General features: G+C 73.3%; 12 protein-coding genes and 1 pseudogene. 8 read left to right on the top strand and 5 right to left on the bottom strand.

Features of this window, described 5'->3' with window-relative positions:
• Positions 1-25: 25 nt before the first annotated feature.
• Positions 26-1,051, bottom strand: coding sequence for a PHP domain-containing protein (locus ACIQFX_RS21010; protein ID WP_402465369.1), 1,026 nt, complete (start codon positions 1,049-1,051; stop codon positions 26-28).
• Between the two features lie 19 nt (positions 1,052-1,070).
• Positions 1,071-3,155, bottom strand: coding sequence for a SpoIIE family protein phosphatase (locus ACIQFX_RS21005; protein ID WP_402465366.1), 2,085 nt, complete (start codon positions 3,153-3,155; stop codon positions 1,071-1,073).
• Positions 3,156-3,361: 206 nt separating this feature from the next.
• Here ACIQFX_RS21005 and ACIQFX_RS21000 point away from each other — a divergent pair, with 206 nt between their 5' ends.
• From ACIQFX_RS21000 to ACIQFX_RS20980, 5 genes and pseudogenes are all read left to right on the top strand, one after another.
• Positions 3,362-6,892: an AfsR/SARP family transcriptional regulator gene (locus tag ACIQFX_RS21000; protein WP_402465363.1), complete on the top strand. Its 3,531-nt coding sequence runs from the start codon at positions 3,362-3,364 to the stop codon at positions 6,890-6,892.
• The gene (locus tag ACIQFX_RS20995) at positions 6,882-7,436 is read left to right on the top strand and encodes a hypothetical protein (RefSeq protein WP_402465360.1); all 555 of its coding nucleotides are present in this window, start codon (positions 6,882-6,884) and stop codon (positions 7,434-7,436) included. The genes ACIQFX_RS21000 and ACIQFX_RS20995 overlap by 11 nt, the downstream gene beginning before the upstream one ends.
• Positions 7,437-7,598: 162 nt before the next feature.
• Positions 7,599-7,799, top strand: a complete 201-nt coding sequence (locus ACIQFX_RS20990) for a hypothetical protein (RefSeq protein ID WP_402465357.1) — start codon at positions 7,599-7,601, stop codon at positions 7,797-7,799.
• Between the two features lie 319 nt (positions 7,800-8,118).
• Positions 8,119-8,568, top strand: a pseudogene (locus ACIQFX_RS20985) (dehydrogenase); the annotation flags it as partial.
• A gap of 191 nt (positions 8,569-8,759) precedes the next feature.
• A complete protein-coding gene (locus tag ACIQFX_RS20980) occupies positions 8,760-9,950 on the top strand; it encodes an acyl-CoA dehydrogenase family protein (RefSeq protein ID WP_402465355.1) in 1,191 nt (396 codons plus the stop codon).
• A 25-nt stretch (positions 9,951-9,975) separates the two neighbouring features.
• Here the strand turns inward: ACIQFX_RS20980 and ACIQFX_RS20975 are convergent, their stop codons facing one another.
• The 3 genes from ACIQFX_RS20975 to ACIQFX_RS20965 are packed head-to-tail and all read right to left on the bottom strand — an operon-like array spanning position 9,976 to position 13,453.
• Positions 9,976-10,710, bottom strand: a complete 735-nt coding sequence (locus tag ACIQFX_RS20975) for an ATP-binding cassette domain-containing protein (RefSeq protein WP_402465352.1) — start codon at positions 10,708-10,710, stop codon at positions 9,976-9,978.
• The gene (pstC, locus tag ACIQFX_RS20970) at positions 10,698-12,530 is read right to left on the bottom strand and encodes a phosphate ABC transporter permease subunit PstC (protein WP_402465349.1); all 1,833 of its coding nucleotides are present in this window, start codon (positions 12,528-12,530) and stop codon (positions 10,698-10,700) included. The genes ACIQFX_RS20975 and pstC overlap by 13 nt, the downstream gene beginning before the upstream one ends.
• A 2-nt stretch (positions 12,531-12,532) precedes the next feature.
• Positions 12,533-13,453, bottom strand: coding sequence for a phosphate ABC transporter substrate-binding protein (locus ACIQFX_RS20965; RefSeq protein WP_402465346.1), 921 nt, complete (start codon positions 13,451-13,453; stop codon positions 12,533-12,535).
• Positions 13,454-14,184: 731 nt separating this feature from the next.
• On the opposite strand from ACIQFX_RS20965, the gene ACIQFX_RS20960 reads away from it, so the two are divergent.
• Genes ACIQFX_RS20960 through ACIQFX_RS20950 form a run of 3 tightly spaced genes read left to right on the top strand, consistent with a single transcriptional unit; the run spans position 14,185 to position 17,872 of the window.
• Positions 14,185-15,435, top strand: coding sequence for an RCCLKC-tail radical SAM protein (locus ACIQFX_RS20960; protein WP_402465344.1), 1,251 nt, complete (start codon positions 14,185-14,187; stop codon positions 15,433-15,435).
• Between the two features lie 30 nt (positions 15,436-15,465).
• Positions 15,466-16,728, top strand: a complete 1,263-nt coding sequence (locus ACIQFX_RS20955) for a GNAT family N-acetyltransferase (protein ID WP_402465341.1) — start codon at positions 15,466-15,468, stop codon at positions 16,726-16,728.
• 37 nt (positions 16,729-16,765) lie between these two features.
• Entirely contained in the window at positions 16,766-17,872 is a 1,107-nt protein-coding gene (locus tag ACIQFX_RS20950; RefSeq protein WP_402465339.1) for a GTP-binding protein, read from the top strand.
• The last annotated feature ends 5 nt before the right edge of the window (positions 17,873-17,877 follow it).

The raw sequence follows: 17,877 nt of genomic DNA, 5'->3' as shown, positions 1-17,877 counted from the left end.
CGACGGGCCCTCCCCGGTCCGTCGGTCAGCAGCGCGTCCACTCCGACAGCCGGTCCGCCGTCCAGGTGTTGATGACGCGGTCCTCGGGCACCCCGCACTCCTCGGCCCGCGCGCAGCCCAGGATCTGCCACTCCAGCTGACCGGGCGCGTGGGCGTCCGTGTCCACGGCGAAGTACGCGCCCGCCGCCACCGCCTGCCGCAGCAGCCGGCGGGGCGGGTCGAGCCGCTCGGGGCGGCTGTTGATCTCCACGGCGGTGCCCGACTCGGCGCACGCGGCGAACACCCGCTCCGCGTCGAACACCGACTCGGGCCGCAGCTGCCCGCCCGCCACGAGCCGCCCCGTGCAGTGCCCCAGGACGTGCATCAGCGGGTCGCGCACCGCCCGTTCGAGACGCCGGGTCATCGCGCGGGCATCCATCCGCAGCTTCGAGTGGACCGAACCGACGACCAGGTCGAGGCGGGCGAGCAGGTCCGGATCCTGGTCGAGCGACCCGTCGTCCAGGATGTCGCACTCGATCCCGGCCAGCAGCCGGAACGGCGCCCACTCCTCGTTCAGCCGCGCCACCACGTCCAGCTGCTCCCGCAGCCGCTCCGGCGACAGGCCCCGGGCCACCGTCAGCCGGGGCGAGTGGTCGGTGAGGACCGCCCACTCGTGGCCGAGCGCCGCCGCCGCACGGCCCATGTCCTCGATCGTGGCGCCGCCGTCGGACCAGTCCGAGTGGAGGTGGCAGTCACCGCGCAGCGCCGCCCGCAGCGCCTCGCCGCCGTCTCCCGACCCGGTGGGCCGCAGGGACTCCTCCAGCTCCCGCTCCAGCCGGTCCAGGTACACCGGCACCCGGCCTTCCAGCGCCTCGCGGACCACCGTCGCGGTCTTCGGCCCGAGCCCCTTCACGGACTCCAGGTCGCCCCTCGCCGCACGCCGGGCCGCCTCGCCCTCGGGCAGCGCGACGAGCGCGGCGGCGGCCGTGCGGAAGGCCCGCGCCCGGTAGCCCGGTTCCCGGGACCGCTCCAGGAGGAACGCGATCCGGTTCAGCGCGGCCACAGGGTCCATGACGTCCCTCCGGGAATCCTCAGGCGCCGTTCGCCGTGACATCGGCCGGCACCGGGTCCGGGCCGATCTCGCACCAGACGGCCTTGCCCTCGCCGCGCGGTTCGACCCCCCACCGGGAGGCCAGCGCGTCGAGCAGCAGCAGTCCACGCCCCGAGGTGGCGGCCTCGCCCGGGGTGCGCCGCCGGGGCCAGGCGCTCGACCGGTCCTGCACCGAGAGCCGTACCCGCCTCACCGGCTCCGGCAGCACCTCCAGGGTGAGCACCGCGCCGCCCTCGGTGTGCAGCAGCACGTTGACGAGGAGCTCGCCCGTCAGCAGTTCGGCGTCGTCGGACAGCTCGGGCATGCCCCAGTCGCTCAGCGCCTGCCCGACGGCGGCCCGCGCGTCCGACAGGCCCTGCGGATCGGCCTGGTGGATGTACTGGTGGATGCGCGGTGCCCGCGGCGTGCCGGGGTCCGGGCTGCGGCGCAGCACCAGGAGTGCCACGTCGTCACCCGAGCCCCACCGCTCCCAGAGCCGCTCGGAGAGGTGGTCGGCGAGGGCCTCCGCCTGCGGCGGGCCGCTGCTGATCGCCTCCGAGAGGGCGGCGAGACCCGCGTCGATGTCCGAGTCGGGCTGCTCGACGAGCCCGTCCGTGCACAGCACCAGCGTCTCCCCGGGCACGAGGTCGAGCCGGGTCTCCGGGAACTCCTCGTCCCCGAACACCGTCGCCAGGCCCAGCGGCAGACCGCCCCGCAGCTTGGGCTGCCCGACCCGGCCGTCGGTGTGCCGGATCATCGGACCGAGGTGCCCCGCCCGTACGGCGCGCAGCGTGCCGCTCGCCAGGTCGACCTGCGCGTACGTGCACGTCGCGAAGCGGTTGGTGTCGAGATCGGCGAGAAACCGGGAGGCCCGGGCCAGCACCGTCGACGGGGCGTGCCCCTCGCCCGCGTACGCCCGCAGCGCGATCCGCAGCTGCCCCATGATGGCGGCCGCGTGCGTGTCGTGGCCCTGGACGTCGCCCACGACGACCCCGACCCGCCCGCGGGGCAGCGCGATCACGTCGTACCAGTCGCCGCCGACCTGCCGGCCGCTCCACGCCGCGTGGTAGCGCACCGCGATCTCGCCGCCGGTGATCTCCGGGATCCGGCGCGGCAGCATCGTCGACTGCAGCCCGGTCGCGAGCTCCCGCTCCTCGTCGAACAGGATCGCCCGCTGGAGCGACTGGGCCACGATCGCCGCGAGACCGAGCGCCAGGTTGCGCTCGTCCGGGTTGAAGTCGGTGCGCCCCCGGTAGAACAGCGCCATGCCGCCGAGCGAACGCGCCTGCGCCACCAGCGGCAGGTAGCAGGCCGCCCGGAACGGAAGCCGCTCCACGTACGGGGCGAGCTCGGGGAAGTCCCGCCCGAGCGACGGGAAGGCGGAGACGAACCGCGGCCGCCCGCTCAGCACCGCCTCGGCCAGCGGAAGCCCCCGGTCGAGGCGCCGGGTGCGGAAGTCGTTGAGCACGTCGAGGGAGTCGCCGCTCAACGCGATCACGTTCAGCGAGCCGTTCTCGACGAGGCCGAGCGCGAGCCCGTCGGCGCCGAGCCGGGCGAGCCCGCCGGGACCCGTCAGCGCGGCCGTGACGTCGTCCACCGTCACCGCCCGGGACAGCGCGTTCGTCGTCCGCTCGACGATGCTCGTCTGCCTCTCGCGCCGCTTCTCCAGCTCCTGGACGAAGGCGAAGTTCGTGACCTCGGCCGTCGTGTCCCGCACGATGCCGACGATCCGCCGGGCCCGCCCGTCCGGCGAGCGCAGGATCCGCGCCTGCACGTGCGTCCAATGGGATGACCCGTCGCGCTGAGGGATGGGGAAGTGCGCGGTGTACGACACCGCCCCGCTCCTGACGGCCTCCCGCACGACCCCTTCGAGCCTCGCCCGCTCCTCGGGGGCGAGGCGACCCACCAGGGTCACCGGGCGCCCGTCGTAGGCGTCCGGGGTCAGCCCGAAGACCAGCAGCCCCGACTCGTCGACATCGATCGTGCCCGTGTCGAGATCCCAGTCGAAGCTGCCGGTCCGGTTCATGGCGAGCCACTCGGCGGGCCCGATCTCGCCGTTGTGCGCATGCCGGTCGTCGTCGGTCATCCCCCTCATTGTCGAACCCGCACCCCGCCGACGCCATGGCGGCGACACGGCGTGGCGCGAGTTCGCCGCAGGGGATCGGGGGATGTGGGGGATGAGGGGTTACCCGCGCGGTCCGCCCGCCTCACGGGGCGCCCACGAGGCGGGCGGACTTCGCCGCCCCGGGAAATCCCGTGGGGTCCCGGCGCCCGCCGGGGCAGAATGGGCCGGTGCAGCCGCCCTACCGCGTCCTCGGCCCGTGCCGTGCCCTCCGTGCCGACGACAGGACGGAGGCCGCCCTGGGCGGCGCGAGGCTCCGTGCGCTGCTCACCGCGCTGGCGGCCGCGGGCGGCCGGGCGGTGGGACCGCGCGAGCTCGCCGACCAGGTGTGGGCCGACGCCTTCGACGGTACGGACCGTACGGCGGCGCTCCAGGCCCTCGTCGGGCGCCTGCGCAAGGCCCTGGGGCGGGAGGCCGTGGTGGCGACGCCCGGAGGCGGCTACCGCCTCGCCGCCGGGCCGGACGACGTCGACCTCCACCGTTTCGAACGCCTCGCCGCCGAGGGAGCCGCCGCCCTCGCCGACCGCCGGCCCGAGCGTGCCGCCGCCCTCCTCGACGAAGCCCTCGGCCTGTGGCGCGGGCCCGCCCTCGCCGACCTGCCCGGCCGTGACACCGACCCCCTCGTCGTACGGGTCACCCAACGCCACGCACAGGCCCGCCGCGACCGGTTCGCCGCCGACCTCGCCCTGGGACGGGCCGCCGCCGTCCTCGCCCCGCTCACCGCCCTCGCCGCCACCGAGCCGCTCGACGAGCCCCTCCAGGCCCTCCGGATCCGCGCCCTGCGCGACGCCGGCCGCCCCGCCGAGGCCCTGGCGGTGTACGAGGCCGTCCGCGCGATCCTCGCCGACCGTTTCGGCACGGACCCCGGCCCCGAACTGCGGTCCCTGCACGCCGAACTCCTGACGGCGGACGCACACGGGGCGGCGGACGCACCCGGGGCGGCGACACGACCCGCGGCGCGAGGCACCTGGGGCCCGGGTCCGCACGTTCCGGCCCCTTCCGGTCCGGAGGCCCCGGACCCGTTCGGCCCAGACGCCTCGGCCCAGGGCGCTCAGCCCGTGTCCGGTACCCCCTCGGCCGCCCCCTCCCCTCCTTCCCCGCCCTCCCCGCCCTCCCCGTCCCCCCTGCCCGCCCGCCTGACCTCCTTCATCGGCCGCGACCACGAACTGGACGCGCTCGCCGGCGCGTGGGGCCACCGGCGACTGGTCACCCTCACCGGACCGGGCGGCGTGGGCAAGACGCGGCTCGCGCTGGAGGCGGCGGAGACGTACCCGGGTCTGGTCCACCTCGCCGAGCTCGCCTCCGTCCGCGACGGGAGCACGGTGGCCGCGGCCGTCCTCACCGCGCTGGGTGCGCGTGACACCCAGCTCTGGCACCGTCCCGCCGTCACCGACGCGGACGTGCGGGACCCGTACGCCTCGCTGGTCGAGCACTGCGCGGGACGGCGGATGCTGCTCGTGCTCGACAACTGCGAGCACGTGGTCGAGGTGGCGGCCGAGCTCGCCCAGGCGCTGCTCACGCGGTGTCCCGGCGTGACGGTGCTCGCGACGAGCCGGGAACCCCTCGGGGTGCCCGGGGAGGTGGTGCGTCCGCTGGGGCCGCTGCCGGCCGAGGAGGCGGCGCGGCTCCTGGGGGAGCGGGGTGCGGCGGCGCGCCCGGGGTTCACGGTGGCGGAGGACGCGGAGGCGGCGGCGGAGGTCTGCCGCCGGCTGGACGGGCTGCCGCTGGCCATCGAGCTGGCGGCGGCACGGCTGCGGCTGCTGTCGGTACGGCAGATCGCGGACCGGCTCGACGACCGCTTCCGGCTGCTCACGTCGGGGGCGCGGACCGTGCTGCCGCGCCAGCAGACGCTGCGGGCGGTCGTCGACTGGTCGTGGGAGCTCCTCGACGGCGCGGAGCGGGCGGTGCTGCGGCGGCTCGCGGTGTTCGCGGGCGGGTGCGACCCGGCGGCGGCGGAGGCGGTGTGCGCCGACGGCGGCGGTACGGACACGCCCGGCCGTGCCCGTACCACCGCCGACGGTGACGACCCCGAGGCGGCCCCCGGCGGCGCGTCCGCCGACGTCCTGCACGTGCTGGGCGCGCTGGTCGACAAGTCGCTCGTCGTCGCCGCGCCGGGCGGGGCCGGGATGCGCTACCGGCTCCTGGAGACCGTCGCCGAGTACGCGGCGGAGCGGTTGGACGAGGCGGGGGAGCGGACGGCGGCCGAACGGCGCCACCTGACGTACTACCGGGAGCTGGCCCGCCGGACCGACCCCGAACTGCGCGGCGCCGGGCAGATTCCGGCCATCGCCCGGCTGGAGCGCGAACACGACAACCTGCGGGGTGCGTTGCGGACGGCGGTGAGGCTCGGCGACGAGCAGGAGGCGCTCTGTCTCGTGCACTGCCTCAGCTGGTTCTGGCAGCTGCGCAACCACACGGTCGACGCCCGGACCTGGGCCGTCGCGGCGGCCGGGCTCGGCCCCGACCCGTTCCGGGAGCCGGTGCGCCCCGCCGAGCCGGTCGCCGACCGGTGTGTGGACGTGCCGCCGCCGTGGAGCGGCGAGCGGCTCAGGGAGGCCCGGCGGGGCGGTCACCTCTACGCGCTCGCGACGCAGGGCGGCGAGGGCGCCACCGTGCTCGAACAGCCCGAGTCCCGCGCGCGGCTCGCCGCGCTCGTCGCCGCGTACCGGCCCGGCCTCCCGCAGACCTGCCGCCAGCCGGGCACGATGTGGTACTTCGCCCGCCTCATGACCGGAGAGCTGAGCACCCTCGACGAGACCCTGGCACTGACCGTCGCGGCCTGCCGCGACCACGGCACCGGCTGGGACCTGGGCTTCGCCCTCCTCATGCGGGCCAAACTCCTCGGCCACGGGCCCGCGGACGCCGACGAGGCACTCGCCCTCTTCGAGGCCGCCGGGGACTCCTGGGGCACCGCCGAAGCCCTCTCCGCCCGGGGCGAGGCCTACGAGCGGGCCGAGCGGCTCCCCGAGGCCGCCGCCGACTTCGAGCGCGCCGCCGAGGCTGCCGCGCGGGTCGGCGCCCGCTCCCAGGTGCCCGTCATCACGGCCCGCCTCGCGGCCGTGCGGCTCCGGCTCCGCCCGGACGACGTCACGGCGGCCGAGCGGCTCCTCGTCGAGGCCGCCGACGAGGCGGGGCAGTGGGGCGCCGAAGCCGCCGGCACCGGCCGGCTGCTGCTCGCCCAGCACTACGCGCACACCGGGCGCGTCTCCCTCGCACGCACCCAGCTCGCCCTCGCGGAGGCCGAGTTCGGCGACGTCACGCCGGCGCTCTTCTGGGGCCTCGTCGGCGGCGTCCGAGCCTGGCTGGACTGCCTGGACGGCGCCTACGAGGCCGCCGCCGAGCGGCTGGCCCGCGCCGTCGCGGACGTGGAGACCCTCGCCCACCTCGTCGCCCCCTACCTGCTCGTCACCCAGTTCGCGACCGCCGCCTGGGCGCTGGGCGGACGCGCCGGACCCGGCGACGCCGAGGCCGGCGCCCGGCTCCTCGGCGCCTACGACGAGCACACCGGCGCCCACGGCGGCGGATTCCGCCCCTTCGCGGCCCGCACGGAGGCCGCGATCCGCGCCCGCGCCGAGGAGACGCTCCGCGCCGCTCTGGCGCCCGGGGCGTACGCCCACCACCACGACGAGGGCGCCGCGCTCTCGCTCATGACCGCCGCGTCGCTCGTACGGAATCCAGGGGGAATCCCGCATGACCACTGACCACTACGCCTACCGCATCGCGACCCGGAGGGGCGACCTCCACGTGATCTGGCGGCTCGGCGAGGGCGACGACCACGACACGCTGGCCGTCGACGACCGCCGCAGGCTCCTCGCCTTCCACGACCCGGAGACCCTCCGTGAACACTGCGCGCGGAACGGCCGGCATTTCGTGCCGTGCACGGAGCCGGTGCTCGACCTCGAAGACGTACGGGAGTCCATCGAGGAGGCCGTCCACGTCCCCGCGACGCGCACGGTCCCGACGGGGCTGCTCCTGGAGGCCTGGAACTTCTTCGAGGACCTCGCGCGCAGCGTGGACACCGCCGCGGCGCTTCCCGTCCAGGGCGCGGTCCACGCCGCCGCCTACGACCGGATCTTCGGCGCACCCGACGGCGAGGTCTGGACCGACGAGGAGGCCACCGCCGTGTGGGCCCTGCTGCGTGCGGGCCTCGACCTCTGGGAGGAGGCGGCCCGCGACGCCGTCGTACCGGACGCCTCACTGCTCACCGGGACGCCGCCGGCCGCGCGCCCCGCACCGCGGGCGTGACGCCCTTCCGCCGGCCTGACGTCGCTCTGCCCGCCTGACACCGTTCCCGCGCCCGCGTGACGCCGCTCCGCCCGCGTGACGCCGCTCCGGGCTCCGTCCCGGATGCGGTCCGGGTGGCCGGACACGACAATGGCCAGTGCCGGAAGAAACGTAGGAGGCGGCATGAACGCAGAGCCCGACAAGATGTCCCCGGGGGACGTTCCGACGCCCGACCGGCTGCTCCACGCCGGTTCGGAGGGCGAGTTCACGGCGGAGGACCTGGTCCTCGCCTCCGGCCGTGACGTGAATCCGAAGAGCCTCGCCTGGGCCGAACGCCGCATGGCGGAGAAGGGGCGCGCCTCCATGGACGAGCTCCTGCCCTAGGTGTCCCCGACAGGCCCAGCGCCTGTCCACCATTCCCGTGTTCCCCGTCGGCCCCGGGTCGGTCCTCCCGACCCGGGGCCGAGGTGCGTCCGGCTCCTCCGGAGAGCCCGGCGGTGACTGTGACGACCGTCATAGTCTGGCGCGACCCCTCGTCATGACGACCGTCATGACGAGGGGTCGCCGCCATGCCATTGATCCGACCGACCGTTCCGATGATCCGACCGACCGTTCCGACCGATGATCCGACCGATGTCGCGACCGCTGTGCCCGCCGGTGCACCGATCCGCGTCCCGGCCCATCGGGACCGCACGGCGATAACGGGCTGACGGCCCACTGCGCGTCCGTTCCGCACATGGCCATGTACGGCGCGCCGATCGGCGGCGCGTGGGGCGGACTCTTCTCCGACCTGGTCCGCGTCCCGTACGCGGACGCCGTGCTGGTACCGCTGCCGCCCGGCCTGGACCCGGTGGCGATGGCCTCGGCCGGTGACAACTGGCCCCTGTCCTGGCACCTCGTCGCCCCGCATCTCGAGGCCCGGCCCGGCGCACGGGTCCTCGTCGTGGCCCGCGGCGGCATCGGCCTGTACGTGTGCGACGACGTGCGCGCCCACATCCCCGACGCCCTCGCTCTCGCCGCCTCGGGGAAGGTCGCGCCCGACCGGGTCGTCTCCGCGGCCCTCGACTGGGAGCAACTGCCCGACGCGCTCCCGGAGAAGCACCTCGAGCCCGTCTTCGTACGCGACCTCCCGCCGTCCTCGCCGCGGGGCTGACCCTCCCGCCCGGCCGGATCCTGTGGGCGGCCGGATCCGGCCGGGCGGGAGGACCGCCCCGTCCCGAGGCTTCCGGATTTGTGGAACACGTTCTACCGTGGCCGCCGTCGCGCGTCGCATCACGCCCAGGCGCGCGGCACACCGAGGACGGCGCAGGACGCCGCCGCAGGACGCCGCCACGGGAGGCCCCCATGCACCTCGAGTACACGCCCCAGCAGAACCACCTGCGCGCCGAACTCCGCGCTTACTTCGCCGAGTTGGTCCCGGACGACGTCCACGCCCGGTACGGGGAGCCGGCCGCGCAGAAGCGGTTCTACCGGGAGACGGTGCGGCGCTTGGGCGGCGACGGCTGGCTCGGGGTGGGGTGGCCCACGGAGTACGGGGGGCGCGGGCTGACCCCGATGGAGCAGTTCATCTTCTTCGACGAGGCGGCGCAGGCCGGCGTACCGCTGCCCCTCATGGCGCTCAACACGGTCGGGCCGACGATCATGCGGTACGGCACCGACGAGCAGAAGGCGTACTTCCTGCCCCGGATCCTCTCCGGGGAGATCGACTTCGCCATCGGCTACAGCGAACCCGACGCGGGCACCGACCTCGCCGCCCTCAAGACCCGCGCGGTACGGGACGGTGACGAGACCACCGGCCACTACACGGTGAACGGCCAGAAGATCTGGACCACCAACGGCGACACCGCCGACTGGGTCTGGCTCGCGGTTCGCACCGACCCGGACGCCCCGCCCCACAAGGGCATCACCATGCTCCTCGTCCCGACGAGCGACCCCGGTTACTCCTGCACCCTCATCAACACGCTCGCCTCCCACGACACCACCGCCAGCTACTACGACGACGTCCGCGTCCACGCCTCACGCCGCGTCGGCGACGAGAACAAGGGCTGGCGCCTCATCACCAACCAGCTCAACCACGAACGCGTCACCCTCGCCGCCCACGGCACCATGGCCATCCGCGCCCTCCACGACGTCCAGCGCTGGGCCGCCGCCACCCCCCTCGCCGACGGCCGCCGCGTCATCGACCTCCCCTGGGTCCGCCGCACCCTCGCCCGCACCCACGTCCGCCTCGACGCGATGAAACTCCTCAACTGGCAGATGGTGAACGCCGTCCACCACGGCACCCTCACCCCCCAGGACGCCTCCGCCGTCAAGGTCTACGGCTCCGAGGCCCGCCGCGACGCCTACGCCGCCCTCATGGAAGTGGTCGCCGCCGCCGGAGCCCTCAAAGAGGGCTCCGCCGGCACCGTCCTCCACGGCGAACTCGAACGCGGCTACCGCTCCGCCGTCATCTTCACCTTCGGCGGCGGCAACAACGAGATCCAACGCGAGATCATCTCCTGGATCGGCCTCGGCATGCCCCGCGTCCGCCGCTGACCCGCCCATTCCTCAGGACGAGCGCTCAGACCGCCGCTGCGGAAGGCTCGCAGGCGCTCGGCAGGTCGATGCGGACCGTGCGGTCGCAGAGGCGTTCCACCTGGGCGGGGTCGTGGGAGACGAGCAGGACCGTGCGGTTGCCGCGGAGGGCGGCGACGGACTCCTCGACGGTGTCGCGGCTGCGCTCGTCCAGGGCGCTGGTCGGCTCGTCGAGGAGGAGGGCCGCCGGTTCGAGGGCCAGGGCCCGGGCCAGGCAGAGTCGTTGGCGCTGGCCGTTGGAGAGGGTCTGGGCCGGGGTGTCCAGGCGGTCGGAGACCTCGTTCCACAGGCCCGCCTCGCGCAGGGCCTGCTCGACGCGGTCGTGCATCTCGGTCCGGGAGGCCCGTACGAGGTGGCGGAGGCCGAACAGGGCGTTGTCCAGGATGCTGCCGCCGAAGACGACGGGGGTCTGCGGTACGAGGACGACCGTGCTGCGGAGGTCGGCGTCGCCCTTGCCGTACCGGACGGGACGGCCCAGGACTTCCACCTCGCCCTGACGGCGGAGACCGTGGGGCAGCAGGTCGACCAGGGCGCGGAGAACGGTGGACTTTCCGGCGCCGGAGGGACCGCACAGGCCGGTGGTGGATCCGGCGGCCAGTTCGAACGTGACCGGTCCGACCAGGCGCTTGGTGCCGGCGAGGATCTGTAGGTCGCGGACTGCGATGACGGTGTTGCCGACCGCGTCGTCCGGGGTCGCGACCGCGGTTTTCACGTCGTCCATCGTCGTGCTCCTTCGAAGCGGTTGCGCAGGAAGACCGCGAGGCTGAGCAGGCCCGCGGTGATCAGGACCAGGACGAGGGCGCTGCCCCACGCCTGGGCGATCGCCTCGGGGGCGCCCGAGTCCTGGGACAGGGTGAAGATGTGCGTGGGCAGCGCCTGGACCGGCGAGTTGACGATTCCGGTCGGGAGGGCGGGGGCCCCGAAGAACACCGTCGCGGTGAAGATGAGAGGTGCCGTCTCGCCTGCCGCGCGGGCCAGGCCGAGCAGGAGGCCGGTGAGGGTGGCCGGCCAGGTGTACGGGATGACGACGGAGCGGACGTACTGGGAGCTGGTGAGGCCCAGTGCCAGCGCGGCCTCGGTGATCTCGCCGGGCATGCTCCGGATCCGGCCCGCGGTGGTGAGGGCGACGACCGGGACGACCACGGGTACCAGGACGAGGGCGCCGGCCATCCAGGAACGGCCCCAGCCCATGTTCGTACAGAAGAGTACGTACCCGGCGAGGCCCAGCAGGATGGTGGGCGTTCCGCCGATCGCGACCGTCAGCGTTTCCAGCACGCGGGCGGTCCTGGCGGAGGCGTGCGTGCCGATGACGACGCCCGCTCCGTAGCCGAGCGGCAGGGCGATGAGCGCCGTGGTCGCGAGGAGCAGGAGGGTGCCGAGGATCTGGTCGCGTATGCCGCCGCCGGCCGCCCCCTCGGAGGCCGTGAACCAGAAGACCGGGTTGAGTGCCGAACCGCCGCGCGCCAGCAGGATGCCGAGCATGCCGAGGAGGAGGGCCCCCGGAAGCAGCAGGGCCGCGAGCCGGACGACGGTGGTGAACCGGTCCTTCGGCGTGCGCATCCATGCGGAGGATCGCCGAGCGCGTGGAGCGCGCGCGGCCCGTCCCGTGGAGCCACGTGTTCCCCACACCGTGGCGGCGGCCACCAGGGTCAGCAGGATGATGCCCAGCCCGCACAGGGCAGCGAAGTACGGGCCGGAGGTGCCCGCGAGCATCGGCTCGGGGCCGGCCAGCTTGGTGGTGAGCGTCTGGCCGGGGCGCACGAGGAAGGAGAAGACGTCGCCGAGTGACTCGGGGAGCCGGTCGTCGGCGCGGCCGATGACCATGAAGACGGCGATGGCCTCACCGAGCGCCCGGGCCAGGCCGAGGAGGACGCCGGCCCGCATGCCGGGGCGTGCCTGGGGCAGGACGGCGGATCGGACGACCTCGCGGCGGGTCAGGCCGAGGGAGTACGCGGCCTCGCGGTACCGGCCGGGTACGGCGGCCAGTGCGTCCACGCTGACGGCCACGATCGTCGGCATGATCATCACGGCGAGGACGATGCCGGCGGCGAGGAGGCTGTCTCCGCCGGGCACGTCACCGAGGTCGGCGACGAACGGCCGGATCACCATGATGCCGATCAGGCCGTAGACGATGGAGGGAACCGCTGCCAGGAGTTCGATGCTCAGGCGCAGGGGCTTGGCCAGGCGGGGCGGCAGGTACTCGGACAGGGCGACGGCCGCCGCCCAGCCGACCGGGACGGCGAGTGCCAGTGCGAGGACGCACACGACCGCCGAGCCGTAGATCATGGCCAGGCCGCCGAAGGAGAGGTTCCCCGGGCTCCAGGTCGACGAGGTGAGCAGGGCGGCCCAGTCGACGGTCCCGCTCGTGATGCCCGACACCAGGTAGCCGAGCAGGACCGCGAGGGTGAGCAGCACGGACAGGACGCCGCTGTACGCCCAACCCCGGACCCATCTCGCCCGGCTGCCGCGGCCGCTCCCGGAGGAGGGCCGCGACACGGCGGGTCCGGGCGCCCGGGCGGGGCGCTCCAGAGTGAGACCCATGGTCAGAGACCCATCTGCTCGCGCGTGAGGTAGCCGTGCTTGGGCAGCAGCTTCTGGCCCTCGGCGGAGAGGATGTAGTCGATGTACTGCTTGACGGTGCCCTGGGGCTTGCCGTTGGTGATCATGTACAGCGGACGGGTCATCGGGTACTTGCCGGACGCCACGTTCGCCAGAGTGGGGGCGACGCCCTCCAGAGGCACGGCGACCAGGTCGGGGTGACCGTCGATGAAGCCGGTCGACAGCGGGGCGATGGAACCGCGCGTGGACTTCAGCTTGTTGCGGGTCTCCAGGTTGCCGCCGACGATGGCGTAGTTCGCCGACTTGGGCGGGGCCGGCGGCTCGCCCTTGCCGTAGATGAACTTGTCGAGCACCTCACGGGTGCCGCGACCGGGCTCCTTGTCGTACACGAAGACCTGGAGGTCGGGGCCGCCGACCTCCTTCCAGTTGGTGATCCTGCCCTCGAACAGGCCCGCCACCTGAGCCTTGGACAGGCCCTTGACTCCGCCGTCGGCCACTTCCTTGGTGATGATGACGCCGACGGCGTCCGCACCGATCTGCGTCGTGACGAAGTCGGTGCCGGGGTAGGCCTTGTGGTCCTTGTCGGACAGGGGCTTCGAGCTGAGGGCGATGTTGATCTGGCCGGTGCCGAGCTGGGAGATGCCGCCGGCGGAGCCGCCCTGGGTGGCGACCGTGATGTTCAGGCCCTTGGCCTTGAGTGCCTCGGCGGCGTCGGAGGCGACCGGGGCGACGGTCGTGGATCCGCTGGCCTGGATGGCGTCCGAGCCGGCCTTCGCGGAGCCGGCGCAGCCGGTCAGGGCGGCGGAGAGGAGGAGGGCGGCGGAAGCGACGGAGGCGCCCTGGCGGACGCGACGTCCAGCGGGGCGCGGTGCTGCGCTGCGGGCTTCAGCGGACAGGAAAGACATGGCGGTGCCTTTGCGGTGGGTGAAGGGTGGGAATCCGGGCATGCGGCGGTGGATCGCCGGGCCCGTGGTCTGCAGGTCTGCGGTCGACCGTCGGGAAGGAGAAACAGGTGCCGAACGGCCTTGCGTGCCGGCGGTGTCCGTATCGCGTGAACTGGGCGGGTCGTTCAGGAACCGGTAAAGACGGTCGCGGGCGTCGAAGCGCCGGACTGGAAAGTGCTCGGCCCGCTCCCCTTTGAAGGGCCCAAGGAATCAGGCATCGACCCCGTCCACCCGCTGACCCCAGGTGCGGACCGTGATGCCGTGGCCGAACGCTACCGCCTCAGCATCGTCTTGGCGATATCTCGCCCCCCGAAATCATCGACGATCGGCGATTGAATTGGGCCACGCCCAGAAGGTGCGTGTGTGCCCGCTGTGGTCGGCTGCGAAATCCGAAGGGGCATGGGTTGCCGTTGAAACCGGCACCCCCATGGCTTCAAGCTGTGTGAATAAGCCCAGTTGGGGTCTGACCCCTCTTCGCAACCAGCTACAGACGCGGGCGAATCGGGCCAGGTGCACTCCGTGACGACGGTGCCACGCAGTGATGACCCGTCGGCCATTCATCGATCTATTGACATACATCGCTCAACGCTGGCAGGGTTCCGGCCGTCGGGCGACAGCGTCGTTCCCGGCCAGGGCTCTGGCCCGGCCCATCTCGGTCCGTCACGCTCCTTGATCACTCCCTGGGGGGAAGTGTGAGTAGTCCCCGTGTTCTGGTCGCCTCCGCGTTCGAAGCGGAGCTCCAGCCCTTGACGTCCGCCTGTGCGGCAGCCGCTCTGCAGCAGTACGGCGCCGATGTCGTCGGCTGGGACGCGCACCTGCTTCCCGACGCCATGCCGGACGGCCCCTTCGACCTCACGCTCGTCTCGGTCCAGCAGTTCGAGGGCCTCGAACGCGGGATCGCCCTGGCGCGCAGGGTGTCGGAGGCGTACGGCACCACGGTCGTGACCTTCGGCCAGTACGCGCAGATGAACCACCGGGAGTTCCTGGAGGTCGCCGACGGCATCGCCATGGAGGAGCCCGAGCTCATCGGCGAGGAGCTGTACCGGCTCGCGGCCGGCACCATCGCCGTCGAAGCGGTGCCCGCGGTGATGACGCGTGCGGGCATGCAGCCCAAGCCGCCGCGTCGGCGCATCTCGGTCACCAAGCCGGCCCGCGACCTGTTCCCCTCCCTCGTGCACTACCCGGCGCACCACTCGCCGTTCGGCCTGATGGGCAACATCGAGGCGTCCCGCGGCTGCCACCACAAGTGCACCTACTGCTCCGTGTACGGCGCCTACGACGGCGGCGTCGCCGCGTACGACGCCGACAGCGTCCTGGCCGACGCCCTGCAGCTGGCGGAAGAGGGCGTGCGTCACTTCTGCTTCATCGACGCCGAGTTCTTCAACTCCCGCACCATCGGTGTCAGCGTGATCGAGCGGCTCGTGGAGGCCATCGGCCCCATCACCTTCGAGTTCACGACGCGCGTCGACCACGTCCTCGACTACACCAAGGAGTTGGAGAAGCTCGTCTCGCTCGGACTGCGCCGCGTGACCTGCGCGCTCGAGTTCCCCTCCAACCGCATCCTGCGCATCTTCGACAAGCACATCGACGTCGACCACATGCGCGACGCCATCGCCGAGGCCGAGCGCATCGGCTTCGAGCTCTACCCGACGTTCATCCCCTTCACCCCGTGGATCGAGTACGAAGAGCTCCTCGGCTTCGAGGACTGGCTGGTCGAGACGGGCCTGGCCCGCGTCACCGACCCCACCGCGCTGCAGACCCGCCTGCTGCTGTTCAAGGGCTCCCCGCTGCTCTCCTCCCCGTGGATGGAGGACATCGCCACCGTCGACCGCGGCTTCTGGGTGGAATGGACGCACCCCGACAAGCGCGTCGAGCAGCTCTGGCAGGAGCGCCGTACCGACGCCGAGGACGCGGGCAAGATCCGCTGCTGCGTGAAGTGCTGACCCACCCGCTCGACAGACAAGGACACTGACATGGGTGGATCACCCCGCGTCGTCATCTCCACCGGCCAGACGCTCCCCGACATGGACTGGAGCGGCGAGCTCGCCGGCCTCACCGACTCGTGGCCGTACCTCGGACCGACCTGGCTCCGCGCCACGGAGAAGGTACTGCCCGACGTCCGGCCCTGGCACACCCTGGCCCACCGCGCCCGCGGCGAGCTGGCCCTCCTCCCGGGCTACGTCCTCGACACCCCGCCGGTCGTCGACCACGAGCCGCGCACCTACCTCGGATGGCAGGCGCCGTCCGGCGAGGAGGTGTGCTGCGGTGCCGAGACCGACGCGGCGCGCAGCGCCGAGGTCGACGCCCTCGGAACCGAGCCCTTCTTCCCGACGCTGCTCCTCGGATCCCCGCTGGGCTACCGCACCGAGGTCGCCTACAACTTCTGGACCCCCACCCTGATGGGCTCCATCGTCGACAAGCTCGTCCCGGCCGCCTTCGAGGCCGGCATCAAATGCATCGTCGCCCCCTGGATCCCGGGCCGACGCGGCAACGAAGCCCTCGTCGACGCCCTCAACGCGGCCGGCGCCTCCAGCACCTTCTGGGGCTACGAGGACTTCATGAGCCTCGACGCGCCGAACTGGGAAGGACACCTCGCCGCACTCCCGCTGAAGAAGCGCCAGCGCATCAAGGGCGACGTCCGCAGGGCCGAAGCCGCCGGGGTGACGATCAAGCGCGTCGACGGCACGGACATCCGCCCGTTCGTCACCCGCATCGCCGAACTCACCTGCCTCAACCGGGAGAAGAACGGCGCCGGCGAGGAGCCCGAGCACATCGTCGGCGTCCTGTCGGCCCTCATCGACGAGGGCGCGGACGTCCGCGCCTACCTCGGGTACAAGGACGGCGCGCTGGTCGCCACCTGCGTCACCATCCGCAAGAACCACCGCCTGTTCCCGAAGTGGGCCGGCTTCGACTACGCCGCGATCGGAGAGCGGAGCGGCATCTACTTCGCCCTCGTCCTCGACGCCCCCGTCCGCGACGCGTACGCCGAGGGCCTGCGCACCGTCGAGTTCGGCGCCGGAGCCCACCAGGCGAAGGCCCTGCGCGGCTGCACCCCGCGCGAGGTCACCACCTCGATGCTGCTGTCCGACCCGGCGCTGCGGCCGCAGGCCGACGCCTGGCTCGAAGCCTTCGGGAACAGCAGGCGCGTCGCGTTCGGCGCCACGTCCCCCGCCCCCGCCCGGCCCGCGAACCTGCCCCTCCTGGGCGGCTCCTGCGACAGCGGCAGCTGCGGCTGACGCCGCCCGGCTCCACGACAAGGACGAGAAGGACCACATGATCACCTTCATCCCCCTGACCGGATTCCTCGGGGCGGGCAAGACCACGACCATGACCGCTGCCGCGCTGGCCCTCCAGGCGCAGGGCCGCAAGGTCGCCGTCATCACCAACGACCAGGGCGTCGAGCTCGTCGACACCAAGCTCGTGCGCAGCAAGCTGGACAGCGTCGCCGAAGTCACGGGCGGCTGCTTCTGCTGCAAGTTCGAGGACCTCGTCGAGGCGATCGTCGCCCTGGTCGCCTCCGACAGCGTCGACACCGTCATAGCCGAGGCGGTCGGCAGCTGCACGGACCTCCAGGCCACCGTCGTCCGCCCGCTGCGCCAGTACTACGGCGACGACATGGTCGTCGCCCCTCTGACCACCGTGGTCGACCCGCTGCGACACCTGGCCTTCGCCCGCGCCGCCGAGCGGGGCGAGCCCGAGTCGGACCTCTCCTACCTGTTCCGCCAGCAGGTCACCGAGGCCGACGTCATCGCCGTGAACAAGCTCGACACCATCAAGGCGGAACAGGCCGAGGCGCTCCTCGCCTCGCTGCGCACCGGCAACCCCAAGGCCACCGTCGTGGGCTACAGCGCCACCACCGGCGACCACCTTCCGGAACTCCTCGACGCCTGGCAGGCGCCGGCGACGAACGAGGACGTCGTCCTCGACATCGACTACGACCGCTACGCGGCCGCCGAGGCCCAGCTCGCCTGGATGAACCAGGAGCTCGACCTCACCGCCGCCGAGGACGTGTTCGACGCGACCTCCTGGGCCCGCACCGTCCTGCAGGCGCTCTCCACCTGGGCCGCGGCCAACGACGCCGTGATCGGCCACGCCAAGATCACCGTGGAGACGGCCGACGGGGACTTCGCCAAGCTGAGCCTCACCGAGTCCGGCGCGGAGCCCACTCTCGACCGTGCCGCTGCCGCGCACGCACCGACCGGCCGCGCCGTCGTCAACGCGCGCGTCGCCTGCGAGCCCGACGCCCTCGACGCGGCCGTCACCGAGGCGGTCGCGGCGGCCGACAGTGCCACCTCCGTCACCTCCTCGGCCACCACTCCGGTGTCGTTCAAGCCCTCCTACCCGCGCCCCGTGCACCGCCTCGCCCCCGCCGGCGCCTGACCGAG

Source organism: Streptomyces sp. NPDC093089, assembly GCF_044754405.1.
Classification (GTDB): domain Bacteria; phylum Actinomycetota; class Actinomycetes; order Streptomycetales; family Streptomycetaceae; genus Streptomyces.
This window is presented reverse-complemented; position numbering and strand designations above follow the sequence as displayed.